The sequence below is a fragment of the Mesorhizobium sp. M0802 genome (assembly GCF_040320115.1).
Taxonomy (GTDB): domain Bacteria; phylum Pseudomonadota; class Alphaproteobacteria; order Rhizobiales; family Rhizobiaceae; genus Mesorhizobium.
Genome location: NZ_JAMYOY010000003.1, coordinates 312940 through 331804 on the forward strand (window position 1 = coordinate 312940; position 18865 = coordinate 331804).

Consider the following 18865-nt stretch of genomic DNA (forward strand, 5'->3'; position numbering starts at 1 on the left):
TTCCCCGGAGATTCCTTCCCCATGCCCTTCAAATCATTCGATGAACTGCGCGCCGCCTGTTTCGATCTGCCTGCCGGCAGTGATACCGCCGCCAATGCAGTCGCCCGCCGCCAGGACACGCTGACGAAGCCGCAAGGCAGCCTGGGCCGGCTGGAAACCCTCGCCGCCTGGCTGGCACGCTGGCAGGGCCGCGACATGCCGAAACTCGATCGCGTCAAAGTCTTCGTTTTCGCCGGCAATCACGGCGTCACCGCGCAGGGCGTGTCGGCCTTCCCGTCGGAAGTGACCGTGCAGATGGTGGCGAATTTCGCCAGCGGCGGCGCCGCCATCAACCAGCTTGCCCGCATCGCCGGCGCGGAACTCGACGTCATCCCGCTCGATCTCGATCATCCGACAGGCGACTTCACTGACGTGCCGGCAATGGACGAAAAAAACTTCCTCGCCGCCGTCTCGGCTGGCTATGACGCGGTGACGAACGACCTCGACCTCGTCTGTTTCGGCGAGATGGGCATCGGCAACACCACGCCGGCGGCCGCCATCTCGACCGCCCTGTTCGGCGGCGGCGCTGAAAAATGGACCGGGCGCGGCACCGGCGTCGACGATGCCGGGCTGAAGCGCAAGGTCACCGCCATTGAATCCGGCCTCAAGCGCCATGCCGACGCGCTGTCCGACCCGCTGAAGATCGCCGCCGCCCTTGGCGGCCGCGAACTCGCCGCCATCTTCGGCGCCACGCTCGCCGCCCGCCGCAAGAACGTCCCGGTGCTGCTCGACGGCTTCGTCTGCACGGCAGCGGCAGCGCCCCTGGCGCGACTGCACCCCTCAGGCCTCGCCCACACCATCGCCGCCCATGTCTCGGCCGAATCCGGCCACCGGCGCCTGCTCGAAGCGCTCGGCCTGCCGCCGCTGCTCGACCTCGGCATGCGGCTCGGCGAAGGCTCCGGCGCCTGCCTAGCCGTCAACATCGTCCGCTCGGCGCTGGAGTGCCACACGGGCATGGCGAGCTTTGCCGAGGCTGGTGTTTCGGAGAAGTAGCTAGAGCGATTTGACGGGAGGGCGCCGGCCCGAACCTTCACTGACCATCGTCGGGCCGATCACTGGCATTCCGGGCTGGTGGCTCGAACAGCACGGCCGCTGAAAGATTCCCCACCTGGGGGTTGGCCCGCTGCTTCTGTGGTGGGCTCTTTTTACTGGCACTATTCGCCGCCGTTGCCGACAAAATGTGATTGACGTAACGGTGACCAGGCGCAATCATTACGGATTGGGCAGGGTGAGGGCGTTTTCAATGAAACTCGTTGTCTTTGGCGTAGCAATAGTATTGGCCGCTACCGGAGCAGCTGCTGCGAAAGAGAAGAAAAAGGTGGCCACCGCTCAGGCTACAACCTCGTGTTCTACAGCTCATAAGAAGGCTGGCAGCAAGCCGACCGCGAAACCGGATTGCAAATCGACAGGCACCGTGGTTGCGCGACCGTCAAATAGGGCCGAAAACTTCCTGGATCATTATAATCCGCGCTTAGGGTATGACACCAGTCCGTGGTTTCAAACTGGCTTTAATTGATGGCGGCTTCGGCTTCCGGGCTTTTCTTAATCCAGCGCGGCCTTCACTCCTTCGCCAAATAGCGCACCGGCTTACCGGCCGCCGAGTTTAAGGCAAACCTGCCCCAGCATGTCGAGGCGCGTCAACGCGTCCGGCATTCCAAGGTCTTCCACCAACTCTTCTAGAAATTTGGTGGGTGCGCACAGGATTGAACTGTGGACCCGCTGATTAAGAGTCAGCTGCTCTACCAACTGAGCTACGCACCCACTCGACCGGTAAAACCGGCGTTGGCGGGCATATAGCCGCCGATACCGGTCCTGTCCAGCCCTGCCGGAATCATTTCCCGACAAATCGCTGAACTGCCGCAGGCGGTCACACGAACAGCCTGCCTTCCGCCACCTTGATGGCATGGCCGCCGATGCGCGCGGAGGCCAGTTTTCCGCCTTCGACAGTGAGTTCCAAGCGGATACGTGACGGGCGGCCCATCTCCAGCCCCTGCTCGATCCACAGCTGCGAAATGCCGTCGGTGGGCGCATCGAAATGCATGATGGCGCCGGCAAAGGCCGCCGCCGCCGACCCGGTCGCCGGGTCTTCATAGGACGGCGTGCCCGGCACGATCATGCGGACATGGAAGGCGCTGTCATGGTTCACCGTCTGGCGGCAATAGACATACGGGCTGGCGAAGGCCCATTCGCTCTTGCGCGGCGCCAGTTCCGACCAGGCCTGGTTGTCGAGCTTGATCCGGCCGGCAGCCTCCAGATTGGCAACCGGAATGGTGACGTAAGGCACGCCTGCCGACCAGAACGACACCAGGTGATTCTCGAAGCCGATCTCGTGCGGCGCCAGCCCGAGGGCGGCGCCGATCGCCTCCGGGTCGGCATCGAGCTTCAGCGGCTCCGGCAGCTTCGCCAGGTCGAACTCGGCAAAGGTGGCGCCATCGTGCCGGCTGACGGCGCAGCGCACCGGGCCGATATTCTCCTCCAGCACGAAGATGCCGGCTTCGCCCTCGCCTGTCAGTTCGGCCAGCGCGATCGCAGCGCCAACTGTCGGATGTCCGGCGAACGGCATCTCATAGTCGGGCGTGAAAATGCGGATGCGGTTGCGATGTTTTGGATTGTCCGGCGGCAGTACGAAGACCGATTCGGACAGGTTGAACTCGCGCGCAATGGCCTGCATGGCGGCTGTATCCAGCCCTTGGCTGTCGAGCACGACAGCCAGCGGATTGCCGGCCAGCCGCTCCGTCGTAAACACATCGTAGAGCAAGTAATTGCGGGTCTGCATCTTGAAAAACCTTCCGCCTCAATCCGAACATGGCCGAAATTTAATTTGATATTCGAACCACCAAGCCTGATCTGTGCACAACTAGGGACATTACGCTTTCATAGGGGTCAGGCGTGGACCAGCTTGTCAATCTGCCAAAGACGGAATCGGATTCCGCCATCGAGGCGGCGCTTGGGCTTGACCAGAGTGGTGTGCGCAAGACGCGCCGTCGTGGCTGGCTTTACGCGCTGCTGGCGCTGATCGCACTTGCCGCCGGGTTGGCTGGCTACCAGTGGTTTGCCGGCTCCCCGGCCAAGATCGACTACACCACCACGCCGGCTACCATTGCCGACCTCACCGTCGCGGTTTCGGCGACCGGCACGCTGCAGCCCCTCACCCAGGTCGACATTTCAAGCGAGCTGTCCGGTATCATCCGCTCGGTCTCGGCCGAAGAGAACCAGCAGGTCAAGAAGGGCGACGTGCTGGCGACGCTCGACACGGTGAAACTCGAGGTCCAGATCGAACGCGCCGAAGCCTCGGCCAAGGCCGCTGCCGCCAATGTCGAGGACGCCACGGTAACCCTGAAGGAGAACGAAAGCGCCCTCACCCGCGCGGCCGAACTGACCAGGCGTGGCATGGCGACCGATCAGTCGCTCGAGGCGGCGACTGCCACGCGCGACCGCTCCAAGGCGGCGCTCGATAGTGCGCAGGCCAATCTCGCCATCGCCCAGGCCGATCTCAAGGCGCAGCAGACCGACCTTGCCAAGAGCACCATCTATGCGCCGATCGACGGCATCGTCTTGACGCGTTCCGTCGACCCCGGCCAGACGGTCGCCTCCTCGCTGCAGGCGCCGGTTCTGTTCATCATCGCCGCCGATTTGAGGAACATGGAATTGGTGGCGGCGGTCGACGAGGCCGATATCGGCGCGGTCAAACCAGGCCAGCATGCACGCTTCACCGTCGATGCCTTTCCCGAGCGGCCGTTCGACGCCGAGATCCGCGACATCTCCTACGCCTCGGTCACCACCGACGGCGTCGTCACCTACAATGCACGGTTGGAAGTCAACAATAACGAGCTTTTGCTGCGGCCCGGCATGACCGCCACGGTTTCGGTCGTCACCAGGCAGGCCAAGAGCGTGCTCACCGTGCCTTCAACAGCGTTTCGCTATCGGCCATCGGCACCTGCTGCCCGCGCGTGGAGCCTCAGCGATCTGTTCACCGGCCGCATGGGCCGTGGCGGCAACCGCCGCCAGCCGGTGAAGGCGCCCACCGACGGCTCACGCACGCTCTATGTGCTGGAGAACGGCCGGCCGCACCCGGTCAACGTGAAGATCGGCTCCACCGACGGCGAACTGACCGAGATCACCTCCGGGCTGGATGAAGGTGCAGAGGTTATCACGACCTCGCAGCTGCGGAGCTGACGCCATGGCCGCGGGCCTCATCGGTTTCGACACGGTCTGGAAGAGCTATGGCCAGGGCGAAGCCAAGGTCCATGCGCTGGCCGGCGTCGACCTCGCCATCCAGCGTGGCGAATTCGTCGCCATCATGGGCCCGTCCGGTTCGGGCAAATCGACCGCGATGAACATCATCGGTTGCCTCGACACGCCGACGGCCGGAACCTACTCCTTCATGGGCATCGACGCCGGGCGGCTCGACCGCAACCGCCGGGCGCTTCTGCGCAATCTCTATATCGGCTTCGTCTTCCAGGGTTACAATCTGTTGCCGCGCACCACGGCGGCGGAAAATGTCGAGCTGCCGCTGATCTATCGCGGCGCGCCGGCCCGCGAGCGCCGCGATCTTGCCATGCAGGCGCTGGCGGAGGTCGGCCTGGTCGGGCGCGAACACCACACGCCGGCCGAACTCTCCGGCGGCCAGCAGCAGCGCGTGGCGATCGCGCGCGCCATCGTCACCAGGCCTACGCTGCTCGTCGCCGACGAGCCGACCGGCAATCTCGACACCGCCCGCACGCATGAGATCATGGAGTTGTTGACGCGGCTGAACCGGGAGCTCGGCTTGACCATCGCCATGGTCACCCACGAGGCCGATGTCGCCGATTATGCCGAGCGCACCATCCGCTTCCTCGACGGCCACGTCGCGTCCGACACGGCCAAGTCGGAGTTGGCGTCATGATCTGGGAAACCGTCCGCCTCTCTCTGCGCTCCATCCGCCGCAATGTGCTGCGCTCGTTCCTGACGCTGCTCGGCATCGTCATCGGTGTCGCCGCCGTCATCGCCATGCTGACCATCGGTTCGGGCACCACGGCCAAGGTCAAGTCGGACATCGCCAAGCTCGGCTCGAACCTGCTCGTCGTCCGTTCCGGCCGCCCGGCAGGCACCGGCGGACCAGGCGGGCTCGACCAGGCGGTACGGCCTCTGGCCGACAAGGATGTAGCCGCCCTCGTAGCCCACCTGACCGGAGCGCGCGCCATTGCGCCGGCGTCGCAGAAACAAGTCCGCGTCATTTTCGGCACCGAGAGCTTGACCTCGGGCGTCACCGGCACCGACAGCGCCTATCTCGACGCCCGCGACTGGAAGCTGGTGTCGGGCCGCCCGTTCTCGGATTCGGAAACACGCTCCGGCACCGGCGTCTGCCTGATCGGCGAAACGGTGCGCCAGCAATTCTTCGGCGCCGGCGAACCCGAGGGCGAGATCATCCGCGTCAACCGCACCTCGTGCAAGATCATCGGCCTGCTCGAACCCAAGGGCTATACCGGCTTCGGCCAGGACCAGGACAATGTCGTCTTGATGCCGCTTGCCGCCTATCAGCGCCGCATCGCCGGCAACCGCGACATCGACAACATCTACGTCGCCGCCGACGACCGCACCCCGACCACCGAATTGCAGCCGCGAGTCGAAGACATTTTGCGCGACACCCGCCGCATCACGCCGGACCGCGAAGACGATTTCTCGATCCGCGACATGACCCAGATCGCCGACGCCATGGCCAGCGCCACCACCACCATGACCGGCATGCTGGGCGCCGTCGCGGGCGTCAGCCTGCTGGTCGGCGGCATCGGGATCATGAACATCATGCTGGTCTCGGTCACTGAGCGCACCCGCGAGATCGGCATCAGGCTCGCCATCGGCGCGCATGAAAAGCACATCCTCATCCAGTTCCTGGTCGAGGCGACGGTGCTGTCGCTGCTCGGCGGCATTATCGGCATCCTGATCGGCCTGGCGCTGGCCGGCCTCGCCTCGGCAACGCTGGCCATACCGTTTGCGCCGAGCCCGGCGGTCATCCTGCTCGCCGTCGGTTTTTCGGCGCTGATCGGCATGGTGTTCGGCTTCTTCCCGGCGCTGCGCGGCGCCAGGCTCGACCCGATCGACGCGCTGCGCCACGAATAAGCGCCAGATCAGCTCCACCGCAACCAACCGCTAAGGATGGGTGCTTGTCGACATCGGCAATACTTGTTGTCATCCGGTCTGCGATGCTAATTTTAGAGCAAAGCATCTGGTCAAGGAGTTGCAATGAGCAAGAAGGCGCGGCTGATTCTGACGATGGTGATCATCGAAGGCGCCCTTGCGGGACTTTGGTGGTATCTCGCCCGCTACGGCATGGCCAATCCCGATCGTGTCACCGCCGATTTTCAGGCAGTCGTCGGCCAGACGATGGGCATGGTCATGGGTGGATTGCTGGGCATCGGCGTCATCCTGTTCCTCGTCGCCGCCCGCAACGACCGCAAGGCGGCGCAGAACAATCCGCGCCGTTAGCCCCCGCCACCGCCAAAATGCCACTCGACCAGCGGCTTCATATGCGGTGCCAGCCCTTCCGGCAGGTCGGCGGCGTGGCGGATGATCACCGGCCCCTCGATCTCCGGCTCGGTCTCGGTCGCGACGAAGGCGCCGATGCGCCGCGCAATCTCGTCGGCCGGCGCATCGACGTGGTAGCGGCGGAAGAGGACCGTGCCGGTCGAAGTCGACAGCGCATGGTAGCGCTTGCCGCGCGCAGCGCCTGTCAGGTCAAGCCCGGTCTCCTCGCGCACTTCACGGATCATGTTGAAATCGACATCGACGCGGCCATCGCGAAAATCGATCGGCTCGAACGAGCCGGCAGCGAAGTAGACACTGCCGGCCGGGACCGTGTGCGCGCCCATGCGGATCGCCACCAGGGCGTTGTCGCCGGCGACCAGCATGGCGTGACCATAGGCATGCTCGGCGCCCGTCCCCTGCCGGTTCTTTCGCCACAGCAGGAAGGTCGAGTACTTCACCGCGTGACAACGCCCGACGATCCGGTTGTCGCGCCAGGCGAGCGCCGAGAGCAGCACCACCGTGCCGTCGAACAACGCCGGATTGGCCGTGACCTCGCGCCGCCAGTTGTCAGTGATCGCCTGCGCGTTGTCGCGCTCGAACGGATGCGGGCCGGGGTCGAGCCGGACGTCGATTTCGTCGACGGGCAGGATGACGTTGCGCGGCAGGTCGAAGCTCACCGTGCTCAAGCCATGTCCAGGGTAATTGCGACGGGACAATGGTCCGACGCCTTCGGCCGGTCCCAGCCGGCGCGCGGAAAGCGCTCCACCGCCTGTCCGGCCGGAAAGATGGTGCGCCAGGGCTGGCCGTTGCGGATGATGTCGGGAACCGCCGTCGCATTCTTCGCCGCCAGCCCTTTCGACAGCAGGATGTAGTCGAGTTGGCACAGATGCCGCTCCTTCGGCCCGCGCGTGTGGTAGAAACTCCAGCGGTCCATCTCCGGCCGGCGTTCGACGACATTCTCGCAAAACCCGCCGGCGGTGAGCACATCGATACAGGACTGGCTCTCGTCGATCACCTGGAAGCGGTAGCCGTCGACAGCGTCGCCCTCGATCTTCACCCGCTGGCGGTAGTCGTTCATGTCGCCGCAGATCGCCCAGTTTTTATCGGCTGCGTGCTCTTTGCCGAAGCGCTCGTCGATGATGCGGCGCACGGCTTGCGCCTCGGCGATGCGCACCGGCATCGTCGCCTCGCGTCCGTCGAGCCCGTTGCGCGGCGAGCCCATCGATTTGAAATGGACGAGGTAAAGCGTCAGCGGCACGCCGCCGACCTTGATGTCGATCTCCAGGCAATCGCGCCGGAAGATGCGTTCATTGGCCAGGTTGCCGAGCGCCTCGAGTTCGGGCGTGTGCAGCCCGAACTGCTCGAACGTGACATAGGCATGGCTGGTCATGCGCACGAATTCGATCGGCTGACCTTGCGCGGTCTCGTTGCGCATCATCACGGCAACGTCGATGCCGCGCGAATCATTGCCGGCGGTGGTGTATTTCTGCCGGTAACCCTCGCCCACCATCTTGAAGAGATAGCCATACTCGAACGCCTTCAGCGCCTCGATGTTGTCGACCTCCTGCATGCAGATGATGTCCGCGCGGGTGGCGGCGATGGCGAGCGCGGTCAACTGGCGCGTATCGTCGGATTGCGCGATGGCGCGCGCCTGCTCCAGCATCCGGTATTCGGCTTCGCTCTGGATGTCGAAAAGCGCCAGCGTGCGGTCTTCGTTGAGCTGGTTGCGGAAGCCCGAGTAATCGAACCTGTTCATCAGGTTTTCGACATTGAAAGTGGCGAGGCGCAGCGACATGGACTGACCTTTGCCTGCAAGCGCCCATGAAAACAAGGGCTGCTTGTCATGGCTGATGGAACCTTTCCGTTCATCCTCCGTTCAGACGCCAAGGTCCATCAATAGGCCACTTCCCTGGGGTATCCGGGCGTGGGGCCTGTATCACTTGGAGAGTGCAATGAGCTCGCTCTTTTCGTCCACAGTCAAATCCGGGCTGTTAGCGCTCGGTCTTTTCTCGGGTCTCACGGCGCCATCCGCCGCGGGCCCGATCCTGCAGCCGGACTTGTCGGTGCCGGCAAGCACCGCATTGTCTGACATCACACCGGTTCGCGACAGCTGGGCGGGCGGCAATGACCGCCGCTCCTTCAACGATTGGCAGTGGCGCCGCCACGACGGCCGTCGCTTTGCCCGGTCAGGCAACTGGAACAACGGCAACTGGAATGGCGGCAACTGGAACGGCGGCGACAACTGGCGCTGGCGCCATCACCGCCACCATCGCGGCCGTGATTTTGACACCGGCGCCGCAGCAGTTCTCGGCCTCGGCCTGGGTCTCGGCCTCGGCAGCATCTACAACAACGGCTACTACAACAACGGCTATTACAATGACGGCTATTACGTGCAGCCGGCGCCCCGCCGCTATTACCGCACGCAGCGTCTGTCCAGCGCCCATGTACAGTGGTGCTACGACCGCTATCGGTCCTACCGGGCCTGGGACAACACGTTCCAGCCCTATGGTGGCCCGCGCCAGCAATGCTGGTCGCCCTACAGCTGAACTATAAACGACAATACACGACGGCGCCGCCCCATCGCGGCGCCGTTTTCATTTGGGAAAGACGGCTGGTCTCGGTCACCGCTAACCATATGTTTATCGGCTCAGCCTATCCGTGATATCGTGCCCCATCTGACGATCGCGCCGATCCGGTCGCGAAGGACGTGCGGTCATGGCCGACAACGAATTGCGAAACAAACACCGGCAGCGCGTGCTGAAAGGCGCGACGATTCTGACCGGCCTCACCAATTCCGAGGTCAAGTGCACGGTGCGCAACATGCATGCCGGCGGCGCCGAGCTGAAAGTGTCTATAGACGCGCGCGTGCCGGACGAGTTCCTGCTCTATGTGCCGGTCGACGGCATCGGCTACAAGGCCATCGTGCGCTGGCGCCGCGACGACCGCATCGGCGTCGAGTTCACCGGCACCGAGCCGAAGCCGCATTGGCACTATGGCTGAGCGTCCTGATCGATAAACCGGCATGAAAGAGCCGGCGGATCGCTCCGCCGGCTCTTTGCTCCCAATCCTGACGACTGCGGGTTAGTTCTTGGCCTTGTCGACCAGCTTGTTCTTGGAAATCCAGGGCATCATGGCGCGCAGCTTGGCGCCGACTTCCTCGATCTGGTGGCTGTCATTGTTGCGGCGGATGCCCTTGAAGCGCGACATGCCGGCGCGGTATTCCTGCATCCACTCCGAGGTGAATTTTCCGGTCTGGATGTCCTTCAGCACGCGCTTCATCTCGGCCTTGGTCTCGGCGGTGATAATGCGCGGGCCAGAGACATATTCGCCCCATTCGGCCGTGTTCGAGATCGAGTAGTTCATGTTGGCGATGCCCCCTTCATAGATCAGGTCGACGATCAGCTTGACCTCGTGCAGGCACTCGAAATAGGCCATTTCGGGCGCATAGCCGGCTTCCACCAGCGTCTCAAAACCGGCGCGGATCAGTTCGACCAGGCCGCCGCAGAGCACGACCTGCTCGCCGAACAGATCGGTCTCGCATTCCTCGCGGAAATTGGTCTCGATGATGCCCGAACGGCCGCCGCCGACGCCGCAGGCGTAGGACAGAGCGAGATCGAGCGCGTTGCCGGAAGCATCCTGGTTGACGGCGACCAGGCACGGCACGCCGCCGCCCTTCTGGTATTCGCCGCGCACCGTGTGGCCGGGGCCTTTCGGCGCGATCATGACGACATCGACGGTCGACTTCGGCTCGATGAGGCCGAAATGCACGTTGAGGCCGTGCGCGAAGGCAATCGCGGCGCCGTCACGTATGTTTGGCGCGATTTCGTTTTTGTAGATGTCGGCCTGCAATTCGTCAGGCGTCGCCATCATCATCAAATCGGCCCATTTGGCAGCGTCCGCCACGCTCATCACCTTGAGCCCGTCGGCCTCGACCTTCTTGGCCGTCGCCGATCCCGCCTTGAGGCCGATGGCGATTTCCTTGGCGCCCGAATCCTTGAGGTTGAGCGCATGCGCCCGGCCTTGGCTGCCATAGCCGATGATGGCGACCTTCTTGCCCTTGATCAGATTGAGATCGGCGTCGCGATCGTAATAGACACGCATCTTTTGCTTCCTTCCCGTAGAGATTAGAGGCCTTGCGGCCCGGTTTTTGCTCCATAAAGAGCGAGAAACTGCTGCGTTGCCCGGACGGCATCGCCGCCGATCGCCGCTTCAGTCAATTCCAGCCTGTCGCCGAGCAGGAGACGGATCTGCACGTCGCGGGCGACCAGCCCGAAAAAGGTCCGGAACGCCATTTCGGCATCCGTAAAGTCGAGCAGCCCGGCCTGCTTGCCGGCAAGCAGCACCGGCTTCAGCCGTCTGGCCAGCGCGAAACGGCCATTCTCCAGCACGATGGCGCCGAGATCGTCCTTTCCGGATCCGGCATGGCCGACCGCGACGCGGTTCAGCGCGATCGAGGTATCGCTCGAAATCACCTTCAGCCAGTCCGAGGCGAAGCCTTCCAGGCTTGCCGTCAGCGAGGCAAGATCGAGCCGCTCACCGTCGACCGGCACCACGCGCACTTTCGATGCCTGCCACTGCACGGTCGCCGTCAGCAGTCCGTCGCGGTCGCCGAACCATTTGTAGAGCGTTTCCTTCGAGCAGCTGGCGCGGCGCGCCACCGCCGTCATGGTCAGATTGTCGCCCTCCTCGACCAGCAGCCGCAAAGCCGCGTCCAGGACGGCCTTTTGCCGCTCTGTCAGCACTTCGCTGGTATCGATCTCGGCCCTTGCCTGCAACAATTTCCTGCCCATTCGATGAGGTCGCCGGGTCGCCTCAAACGGCGTACCGTACGTTACGGTTCGGCATATTGCGCAATCCTATGCTCGACGCAAGGGGTCAGGTAGAAAAATCGTCGACGTGAGAGCCGCCGAGCAAACCACGAGATTCTGACGGATCAATCATCGGCGGGCGGATGGCGCAGCTCTCCAAGCAGGCTCGCCAGTATCTTCAGCTCCTCGGCGGAGAGTTTTGCGCCGACCAATTCCGCAATCGACCGTCGATAGACAGCCCACATCCGTCGCCGCGTCTGACGGCCCTTGGCCGAGATGCGGATGGTCTGGCCGCGGCCGTCATCGGCAGCCCTGAGCTTCTCGACCAGTCCGTCTGCCTCGAGGCGCGCCAGAAGCCGCGAGATGTTATACTGCGCAAACAGTGTGCGCTCGGTCAGCTGGAATGGCCGCAGCCCGCCCTCACCCGCCTCGGCGAGTTCATGCAGCACGTCATACCAGTCGAGCGGCGGCAAGCCGCTAGTCTTCAAAGCCTCTTCCGCCTTTTCGATGAGCTGGCGCGAAACCCGCATCAGGCGGGCCCAGGCCTTGACGGCTTCGGGCGAAGGCGTGGTTGTTTTGATCATGACCCATCCTAGGCGGTAGATGCAGTTGCATCAAGCTTGACGGTCAATGCACTTGCGTCTATATGCATGCAACTGCATCGATCCGGGAAAGATCCATGAAACACGAAATTTGCAAAGTCGCCGACGTCCCACAGACGGGCAGCCTGATCGCACCGTTCTTCGGCCGCGAGGTCCATGTCTGGCGCAGCGGCGAGCGTGTCCGTGCCGCCGCCAATGTCTGCCTGCATTTCGGCGGGCCGCTCGGCTGCAAGGACGGCAAGCTGGTCTGCCAATGGCACGGTGCCGCCTTCGATATGGAAAGCGGCGATCGGCTTGAAGGTCCGGCGCTAAAAGCGTCGCGACTGATGTTCCTGTCGACGCGCGTCGAGGACGGCGCGTTGAACTATGTCTGGGGAGAGTGACATGCCTGAGAAGAATGAAATGACTGGCAAGCTCATTCTGGTCAGCCATCATCTGTGCCCCTATGTCCAGCGCGCCGCGATCTCGCTGACTGAGAAGGGCGTGCCGTTCGAACGCGTCACCATCGACCTCGCCAACAAGCCGGACTGGTTCAAGGCGATTTCGCCGCTGGGCAAGGTGCCGCTGCTGATCGTCCACGCAAATGGCGAGGAGACAGTGATCTTCGAATCCGGCGTCATTCTCGAATTCCTCGAGGAGACGCAAGCCAATCCTCTGCATCCGGCCGACGCCTACGCCCGCGCCAGGCATCGCGCCTGGATCGAGTTCGGCTCGGCGACATTGAACGCCATCGGCCGGTTCTACTCGGCATCGACGGAGGCCGCCTTCCTGGCGGAATCCGCAGCGCTGTCAGCCATGTTCGATCGTGTCGAGAACGAATTGGCCGACCAGGCCGGACCGTGGTTCAGCGGCCAGCGCTTTTGGCTCGTCGACGCCGTCTACGGCCCGGTCTTCCGCTATCTCGACGCCTTCGACCGGATCGGCAATTTCGGCCTGCTGGACGGGAAGCTGCGGGTCCAGGCCTGGCGCAAGGCGTTGAGCGAACGCGCCTCGATCAAGGGTGCCGTGGCGCCGGACTATCCGCAGCGGCTGCGTCTATTCCTGCGTGCGAGAAATTCGTTTCTCTCGACCCTGATCCCGCCGGATGATCTGGCCAGTGCACCTCCTCTAGCCCGATCCGCCTGAACGGATCGATCAGCGTGCCGGCCACCATCGAGGCAAGCACGCTTGGCACTGGCGGGATTTTGGCGATGGTTGCCACCAGCCTGTCGCGGAAGAAGGGCAGCATCGTGCCGTCCGACTGGTAGAACGGCGTCAGCGCCAGCGACAGCAGCTGGAAGATTCGGACATGCCATCGCCGCGCCCGGGCGTAGCTTTCCAGCGCTGCCTCGACGTTGCCCGTTTGTGCCAAGGCATGGCTGAGTGCTGCCGCGTCGAGCAGCGCCATGTTGGCGCCTTGCCCGAGCTGCGGGCTGGTCGAATGCGCGGCGTCGCCGATCACCGCCAGCCGGCGGCCGGCCGGCAGCTTCATCGTGTGATGGCCGTAGCGCGCCAGCGACAGCTGGTCGAAGCTGTCGATCTGGCTGGTGAACGCCTCGCACTGTGGCCACAGCGAGACCAGTCTCGCCTTCCAGGCGTCGAGCCCTGCCGCGCGCACGTTTTCGGCATCCGCCGGCTTCAGGCTCCAGAAGAACGCCGCCATCTTTTCCGCGCCCGGTTCCGGTCGGCCGATCGGCAGGACGCCGATCATCACGCTGGCCTTGTCGTAGCGCTGCAGCAGCGCATTTTCGTCGAAGCCTTGGCGCCAGCCGAGCGAGGCCCAGAACGCGCCGTAAGTGAGCTGCCGCGGCTGGGCCGGATCGTTGAGGCACCGGCGCAGCTTCGAACGCGAGCCGCTGGCGTCGACCACGAGGTCGAACGGCCCTGCCCTGCGGCCCCCGACCGTTCGGCTCTTGTCGAAGATCAGGATCGCCCGCTCACCGACGTCCAGCGTCTCGATCTCGACACCGGTTTCGATGGCGATGCCTTGGCGCTGCGCGGCGCGAAACAACATGTTGAACAACGCCGCCCGGTGCACCGCCAGCCCGAAACGGCCGCCAGGATGCGCATCGTAGCGCACGGCGAGCACGGTGCGGCCGCTCGAGGCATCGGCGCCATGCAGACGCTCGATGCGGCTCCCCAGCGCCAGAATGTCGTCGAGCAGGCCGAGATCGGCGAGCACGCTCAGCCCGGTCGGCTGCAGGATCAGTCCGGAACCGACGGGCTTGGGTTCCTCGAAACGTTCGAAGATGGTGACGTTGTGGCCCGCGCGCTTGAGATAGAGCGCGGTGGCGAGCCCCGCCGGGCCGGCGCCCGCAATCGCGATGTCGAGAGATTTTTCCATTGCCCGCCCAACTACTGGCCGGACAATCCTTCAGCGCCATTGTCAAATCAAGCCTTTGCTGCATGGACCAAAATATCAGCCACCGGCGTCGAAGGCAGCGCGCGCCTTGCGCACCGCACCATGGTTGAGTTCGGCCCACAGGATCAATTGATGCAAGGCGCCGAACATCGAACGGCCGAGATCGGTCAGGCTGTATTCGACGCTTGGCGGCTTGGTCGGGAACACTTCGCGATGAACAAAGCCGTCGCGCTGCAGATCGTGGAGCGTCTGGGTGAGCATGCGCTGCGAGATGTCGGGCACCAGGCGCCGCAACTCGCCGAAACGATAGGGCTGCTCTGCGAGCGCCGCCATCAGCAGCGAACTCCATTTGCCGTTCACGCCCTGCATCACGTCGCGAACCGGGCAATCGGCAATGTTTGCGCCATCGCTGGTGGCTTTGAATATATTGAGCTTGGTTCTCAGATTGACGACCTTGCCGTCCATGGCTGCTGGTTCCCTGGCGGTGCCTACCTCCCTAAAAACTGCCTTCTTTACGGTGGCCGGTCAATTCTTATTTTAGTGCTGGTCTCTTTTTGAGACTGTCAGAAGCACCCGCCACCCGGCGCAATTTCAGGATCCCCCATGACCGCAACCCTTCTCGTCACCGGCGCTTCCGGCCAGCTTGGCCGCGGCGTCATCAACCACCTGCTGGACACATTAAAGGTCCCCGCAAACCGCATCATCGCCACCACCCGTACACCCGCCAACCTTGCCGATCTGGCGGCGCGCGGCGTCGTCGTCAGAGCCGCTGACTTCAACGACCCGCAATCGCTTGCCGAGGCCTTCGCGGGAGCCGACCGGGCACTCGTCATCTCGACCAACGAACTTGAGGTACAGGGGAAGCGGCGCGAGCAGCAGCTTGCGGCGGTGACGGCGGCCAAACAGGCTGGCGTCGGCCACCTGCTGTACACCTCGATGCCCAACCCCGAGCCTGGTTCGCCAGTTGTTTTCGCGCCCGACCACTACGACACCGAACAGGCGATCAAGGCGAGCGGCATCCCCTACACGATCTTCCGCAATGGCTGGTATAACGAGAACCTGTTCATGGCCTTGCCGCAGGTTCTGGCATCGGGTCAGTGGTACACCTCCGCCGGCGACGGCGCCATTTCCTACGGCACGCGCGACGATTTCGCGGCGGCGATCGCAGCGGGGCTCGCCTCGGACAGCAGCGAAAGCGCGACTTACACGCTGACCGGCCCCAGTGCGTATACGGCTGCCGAAGTGGCGGCGTTGGTCACCGAAGTCACCAGCAAGCCGATCCAGGTCATCCAGCTTTCCGACGAAGCCCTGACCGAGGGAATGAAGTCGGCCGGCCTGCCTGAACCCTTCGCCAAGGTGCTGGTTTCATTCGACGCCGCCGCCCGCGCCGGTGACCTCGGCATGGTGACCGACGCGGTCGAAAAACTCTCCGGCCGAAAGTCGGTGCCGCTGAAGCAGTTTCTGGAGACGAACAAGGCTGCACTGGCCGGCTGAAAGCTGCCATTGCGGGACGCCGAGCCCTTAAGGTTCGGCCTCCCGCACAATTACCTACGTCGCTTGACCAGTCCCAGCCGGATCAGGCTTTCGCCCGTGGCAATCAAAGCATCTTCGCGCGAGCGTGGCGCCCAGCCGAGCACGCGCACCGCCTTGGCGTTGGTGGCGTTCTTGATCTTGCCCAGTTCCGTTGCGAGTTGTGCCGCTTCCGGATTGAACAGCCCGATGATGCGCACCAGCCAATCGGGAAACTCCCGCGTCGAGACGCGCGACGCCGCCGGCCCGAGCCGCGTCTTCAGGGTCTGCGCGATCTCGCGCACCGTCATGAAATCGCCGGCGACAGCGAGGAACCGTTCGCCCTTGGCGGCGGGGTGGGTCATGGCGCGAACATGCAGATCCGCCACGTCGCGCGCGTCGACGACGCCGAAGGACAGGCGCGGCAGCCCAGGCACGGCGCCGTTCAGCATGCGCTGGACAAATTCGGTCGAGGTCGAATGGTCCGCGCCGAGCACCGGTCCAAAGATGCCAACGGGATTGACGACCGCAAGCTCCAGCGCGCCGCCCTGCTCGGCGATGAAATCCCAGGCCGCGCGCTCGGCGAGCGTCTTGGGCTTCACATAGGCGCTGACCTTGCCTGCCGGATCGGTCCAGTTTTCCTCGTTGAAAGGCTGCCCATCCGCGCGCATCTTGCCATAGCCGACGGCCGCGAAGGATGAGGTGAGCACGACGCGCCTGACCCCGGTATCCCGCGCCGCCCGCAGCACGCGCAACGCGCCCTCGCGCGCCGGAAGGATCAGGTCATCCTCATGCGTGGGCACGCCGGGCGGAAAAGGTGATGCGACATGCAGCACGTAATCGCAGCCGGCCACCGCCGCCGGCCAGCCTGCGTCGGCCATCAGATCGGCATGGGCGAATGAAAGGGCGTCACCGGGCTCCGTGCCACCTGCCTTGAGCATGGCGAGCACATCGGCTTCGCGCCTGGCCGATCGCACGGAGGTGCGGACGCGGTAGCCGGCCTTCAACAGTTCGAGGATGCAGTGAGCGCCGAGGAAGCCGGACCCGCCGGTGACCAGCACCAATTCGCCGCTCATATTAGCCTCCTCGACGATTTATCCGTTCGAGACCCTCAGATCGCCACCTGCGTGCCGATCTCGACCACACGTCCGGTCGGGATCTGGAAATACTCCGTCGCATCGGCCGCCGAGCGGGCGAGCCCGATGAACAGCTTGTCCTGCCACACCGGCATGCCGGAATTGGGCGATGCCTTGAGCGAGCGCCGCGACAGGAAGAACGACGTCGTCATGATGTCGAACTTCCAGCCCTGCTTGCGGCAGATCGCCAGCGCGCGCGGAATGTTGGGCTGCTCCATATAGCCGAAGGTCAGCGTCACCCGCATGAACAACTCGTTGACTGTCTCCATCTTGACCCGCTCGCTGTCGGGCACCAGCGGCTGCGGTGCGGTGACCACCGACAGAATGACGTTCTGCTCGTGCAGCACCTTGTAGTGCTTCAGGCTGTGCATCAGCGCTGTCGGCGCGCTTTGCGGATCGCTGGTCAAGAACACGGCGGTGCCGGACACCAGCTGCGGCTTCTTCTTCAGCAGATTGCCGGCGAGGAAATCGAGCGGGATTTCGTTGCGCCGGGTCTTGTCGAACAGATAGCGGCTGCCGCGCACCCAGGTCCACATCGCCAGAACGATGGTGAAGGCCACCGCAAGCGACGCCCAGCCGCCCTCGAACACCTTCACGATGTTGGAGGCGAAGAAGCCGATGTCGATGAAGCCGAACAGCGCCGTCATGGCGACCGCCACCCACAGCCGCCATTTCCAGATGCGGGTCATGACGACGAACAGCAGCACCGTCGTCACCAACATGTTGCCGGTCACCGAGATGCCATAGGCGGAGGCGAGCTTGCTCGATTCGCCGAAACCGACGACCAGCAACATCACCGCCAACGCCAGCAAAACATTGACGCGCGGCATGTAGATCTGGCCCGACTGCCGTTCCGACGTGTGCAGGATTTCGAGGCGCGGCAGCATATTGAGCTGCACCGCCTGCCTGGTCAGCGAGAAGGCGCCCGATATGACCGCCTGGCTGGCGATGACCGTCGCCGCGGTTGCCAATACCACCATCGGGATCAGCGTCCAGCCTTCGTTCATCTCGAAGAATGGATGGCCGACGTGACCGTTCTTCGCCAGCACGAAAGCGCCCTGCCCGGCATAGTTTAGCAGTAGGCAGGGAAACACGATGGCCAGCCAGGCGAGCACGATGGGCTTGCGGCCGAAATGGCCGAGATCGGCATAAAGCGCTTCGGCGCCGGTGACGGCGAGGAAGATGGCGCCGATGGTGACGAAGGCGACATCGGGCGAATTGATCAGGAAGGCGACGATGTAGTGCGGGCTGACCGCCCACAGGATTTCGGGATCGGCGATGATGTGGTTCAAGCCCGAAAGACCGATAGCCAGGAACCAGACCGCCGTGATCGGCCCGAAGATCAGCGCCACACCGCCGGTCCCGAAGCGCTGCACCGAAAACAGGATCGCCAGGATGACCAGCGTCAGCGGCACGACGTAGGGCTGGAAGGTCGGGGTAACGACATTCATGCCTTCAACCGCCGAAAGCACCGAGATTGCCGGCGTGATGACGGCGTCACCGAAGAACAATGACGCGCCGACAATACCGATGGCCAGGATGATCGCCGAGCGGGTCGGGAAACTGCCGCGCGCCAGCGCCATCAGCGACAGCACGCCGCCCTCGCCTCGGTTGTCGGCTCTGAGCACAAACATGATGTATTTGATGGTGACGATAATCGTCAACGACCAGATGATCAGCGACAGCACGCCCAGAATATCGCCGCGCTCGGCGATTTCGCCGCCGGAGGACGCAACAAGCGCTTCCCGGAAGGCGTAGATCGGGCTGGTGCCGATGTCGCCATAGACCACGCCGAGCGCGCCCAGCATCAGAACTTTGGTGCTGTGCTGTTCGATTTCGGGATGGCTCGATTGTTCGACGGGTTCTGCCTCAATACCAGCATTGGTAAGGGCCATGGACGACACTCCGATAAGCGCGCGGTGCTCT

At 63.8% G+C, this 18865-nt stretch carries 20 protein-coding genes, 1 tRNA gene and 1 pseudogene; 11 read left to right on the top strand and 11 right to left on the bottom strand.

All coding sequences use genetic code 11. The features are described from left to right. Positions 1–21: 21 nt before the first annotated feature. Both cobT and NKI10_RS07410 read left to right on the top strand, forming a co-directional pair. The gene (gene cobT, locus NKI10_RS07405; protein ID WP_352859362.1) at positions 22–1032 is read left to right on the top strand and encodes a nicotinate-nucleotide--dimethylbenzimidazole phosphoribosyltransferase; all 1011 of its coding nucleotides are present in this window, start codon (positions 22–24) and stop codon (positions 1030–1032) included. Between the two features lie 250 nt (positions 1033–1282). Further along, on the top strand, positions 1283–1555 hold the full coding sequence (locus NKI10_RS07410; RefSeq protein WP_155923538.1) for a hypothetical protein: 273 nt from the start codon (positions 1283–1285) through the stop codon (positions 1553–1555). A 169-nt stretch (positions 1556–1724) separates the two neighbouring features. On the opposite strand, the gene NKI10_RS07415 is transcribed toward NKI10_RS07410, so the two are convergent. Together NKI10_RS07415 and NKI10_RS07420 are read right to left on the bottom strand one after the other, a co-directional pair. Continuing rightward, positions 1725–1800: transfer RNA gene (locus NKI10_RS07415), tRNA-Lys, on the bottom strand. Between the two features lie 106 nt (positions 1801–1906). After that, a complete protein-coding gene (locus tag NKI10_RS07420) occupies positions 1907–2815 on the bottom strand; it encodes a PhzF family phenazine biosynthesis protein (protein WP_023685176.1) in 909 nt (302 codons plus the stop codon). Between the two features lie 113 nt (positions 2816–2928). Between NKI10_RS07420 and NKI10_RS07425 the strand changes: the two genes are divergently transcribed. The 4 genes from NKI10_RS07425 (at position 2929) to NKI10_RS07440 (ending at position 6504) form a co-directional block, all read left to right on the top strand. Further along, a complete protein-coding gene (locus NKI10_RS07425; RefSeq protein ID WP_023744656.1) occupies positions 2929–4215 on the top strand; it encodes an efflux RND transporter periplasmic adaptor subunit in 1287 nt (428 codons plus the stop codon). A 4-nt stretch (positions 4216–4219) separates the two neighbouring features. After that, the gene (locus tag NKI10_RS07430) at positions 4220–4924 is read left to right on the top strand and encodes an ABC transporter ATP-binding protein (protein WP_023685174.1); all 705 of its coding nucleotides are present in this window, start codon (positions 4220–4222) and stop codon (positions 4922–4924) included. Further along, positions 4921–6138, top strand: a complete 1218-nt coding sequence (locus NKI10_RS07435; protein WP_023685173.1) for an ABC transporter permease — start codon at positions 4921–4923, stop codon at positions 6136–6138. The genes NKI10_RS07430 and NKI10_RS07435 overlap by 4 nt, the downstream gene beginning before the upstream one ends. A 123-nt stretch (positions 6139–6261) precedes the next feature. Then, entirely contained in the window at positions 6262–6504 is a 243-nt protein-coding gene (locus NKI10_RS07440; protein WP_023690325.1) for a hypothetical protein, read from the top strand. Here the strand turns inward: NKI10_RS07440 and NKI10_RS07445 are convergent. Further along, positions 6501–7220, bottom strand: a complete 720-nt coding sequence (locus NKI10_RS07445; RefSeq protein WP_023668380.1) for an NUDIX hydrolase — start codon at positions 7218–7220, stop codon at positions 6501–6503. The genes NKI10_RS07440 and NKI10_RS07445 overlap by 4 nt on opposite strands. A 5-nt stretch (positions 7221–7225) precedes the next feature. After that, a complete protein-coding gene (locus NKI10_RS07450) occupies positions 7226–8338 on the bottom strand; it encodes an endonuclease/exonuclease/phosphatase family protein (RefSeq protein ID WP_352859365.1) in 1113 nt (370 codons plus the stop codon). A gap of 157 nt (positions 8339–8495) precedes the next feature. On the opposite strand from NKI10_RS07450, the gene NKI10_RS07455 reads away from it, so the two are divergent. Together NKI10_RS07455 and NKI10_RS07460 are read left to right on the top strand one after the other, a co-directional pair. Further along, positions 8496–9089 (top strand): BA14K family protein, encoded by a 594-nt coding sequence (locus NKI10_RS07455; RefSeq protein WP_023733828.1) that lies wholly within the window; start codon positions 8496–8498, stop codon positions 9087–9089. Positions 9090–9258: 169 nt separating this feature from the next. After that, positions 9259–9543: a PilZ domain-containing protein gene (locus NKI10_RS07460; RefSeq protein ID WP_023685169.1), complete on the top strand. Its 285-nt coding sequence runs from the start codon at positions 9259–9261 to the stop codon at positions 9541–9543. Between the two features lie 81 nt (positions 9544–9624). On the opposite strand, the gene ilvC is transcribed toward NKI10_RS07460, so the two are convergent. The 3 genes from ilvC to NKI10_RS07475 form a co-directional block, all read right to left on the bottom strand. After that, positions 9625–10644: a ketol-acid reductoisomerase gene (gene ilvC / locus NKI10_RS07465; protein ID WP_013531065.1), complete on the bottom strand. Its 1020-nt coding sequence runs from the start codon at positions 10642–10644 to the stop codon at positions 9625–9627. A 23-nt stretch (positions 10645–10667) separates the two neighbouring features. After that, the gene (locus tag NKI10_RS07470; RefSeq protein ID WP_245264573.1) at positions 10668–11333 is read right to left on the bottom strand and encodes a TetR/AcrR family transcriptional regulator; all 666 of its coding nucleotides are present in this window, start codon (positions 11331–11333) and stop codon (positions 10668–10670) included. 143 nt (positions 11334–11476) lie between these two features. After that, positions 11477–11935, bottom strand: coding sequence for a MarR family winged helix-turn-helix transcriptional regulator (locus NKI10_RS07475; RefSeq protein ID WP_352859368.1), 459 nt, complete (start codon positions 11933–11935; stop codon positions 11477–11479). 95 nt (positions 11936–12030) lie between these two features. On the opposite strand from NKI10_RS07475, the gene NKI10_RS07480 reads away from it, so the two are divergent. Next, positions 12031–12336, top strand: a complete 306-nt coding sequence (locus tag NKI10_RS07480) for a Rieske (2Fe-2S) protein (protein WP_352626226.1) — start codon at positions 12031–12033, stop codon at positions 12334–12336. A gap of 1 nt (position 12337) precedes the next feature. Then, a pseudogene (locus tag NKI10_RS07485) lies at positions 12338–13054 on the top strand (glutathione S-transferase family protein); the annotation flags it as partial. Here NKI10_RS07485 and NKI10_RS07490 read toward each other — a convergent pair. Both NKI10_RS07490 and NKI10_RS07495 read right to left on the bottom strand, forming a co-directional pair. Further along, positions 12948–14276 carry an FAD-dependent oxidoreductase gene (locus tag NKI10_RS07490; protein WP_502897535.1) on the bottom strand — a complete coding sequence of 443 codons (1329 nt, stop codon included), beginning with the start codon at positions 14274–14276 and terminating at the stop codon, positions 12948–12950. The pseudogene NKI10_RS07485 and the gene NKI10_RS07490 sit on opposite strands and share 107 nt — an antisense overlap. A gap of 75 nt (positions 14277–14351) precedes the next feature. Then, positions 14352–14759, bottom strand: a complete 408-nt coding sequence (locus NKI10_RS07495) for a winged helix-turn-helix transcriptional regulator (protein ID WP_023690335.1) — start codon at positions 14757–14759, stop codon at positions 14352–14354. Between the two features lie 138 nt (positions 14760–14897). On the opposite strand from NKI10_RS07495, the gene NKI10_RS07500 reads away from it, so the two are divergent. Continuing rightward, positions 14898–15788, top strand: a complete 891-nt coding sequence (locus tag NKI10_RS07500) for an SDR family oxidoreductase (protein WP_023741658.1) — start codon at positions 14898–14900, stop codon at positions 15786–15788. Between the two features lie 50 nt (positions 15789–15838). Here the strand turns inward: NKI10_RS07500 and NKI10_RS07505 are convergent, their stop codons facing one another. Both NKI10_RS07505 and NKI10_RS07510 read right to left on the bottom strand, forming a co-directional pair. Then, positions 15839–16879, bottom strand: coding sequence for an SDR family oxidoreductase (locus NKI10_RS07505; protein ID WP_352859373.1), 1041 nt, complete (start codon positions 16877–16879; stop codon positions 15839–15841). A gap of 35 nt (positions 16880–16914) precedes the next feature. After that, positions 16915–18834, bottom strand: a complete 1920-nt coding sequence (locus tag NKI10_RS07510; protein ID WP_286459217.1) for a potassium transporter Kup — start codon at positions 18832–18834, stop codon at positions 16915–16917. Positions 18835–18865 lie beyond the last annotated feature (31 nt).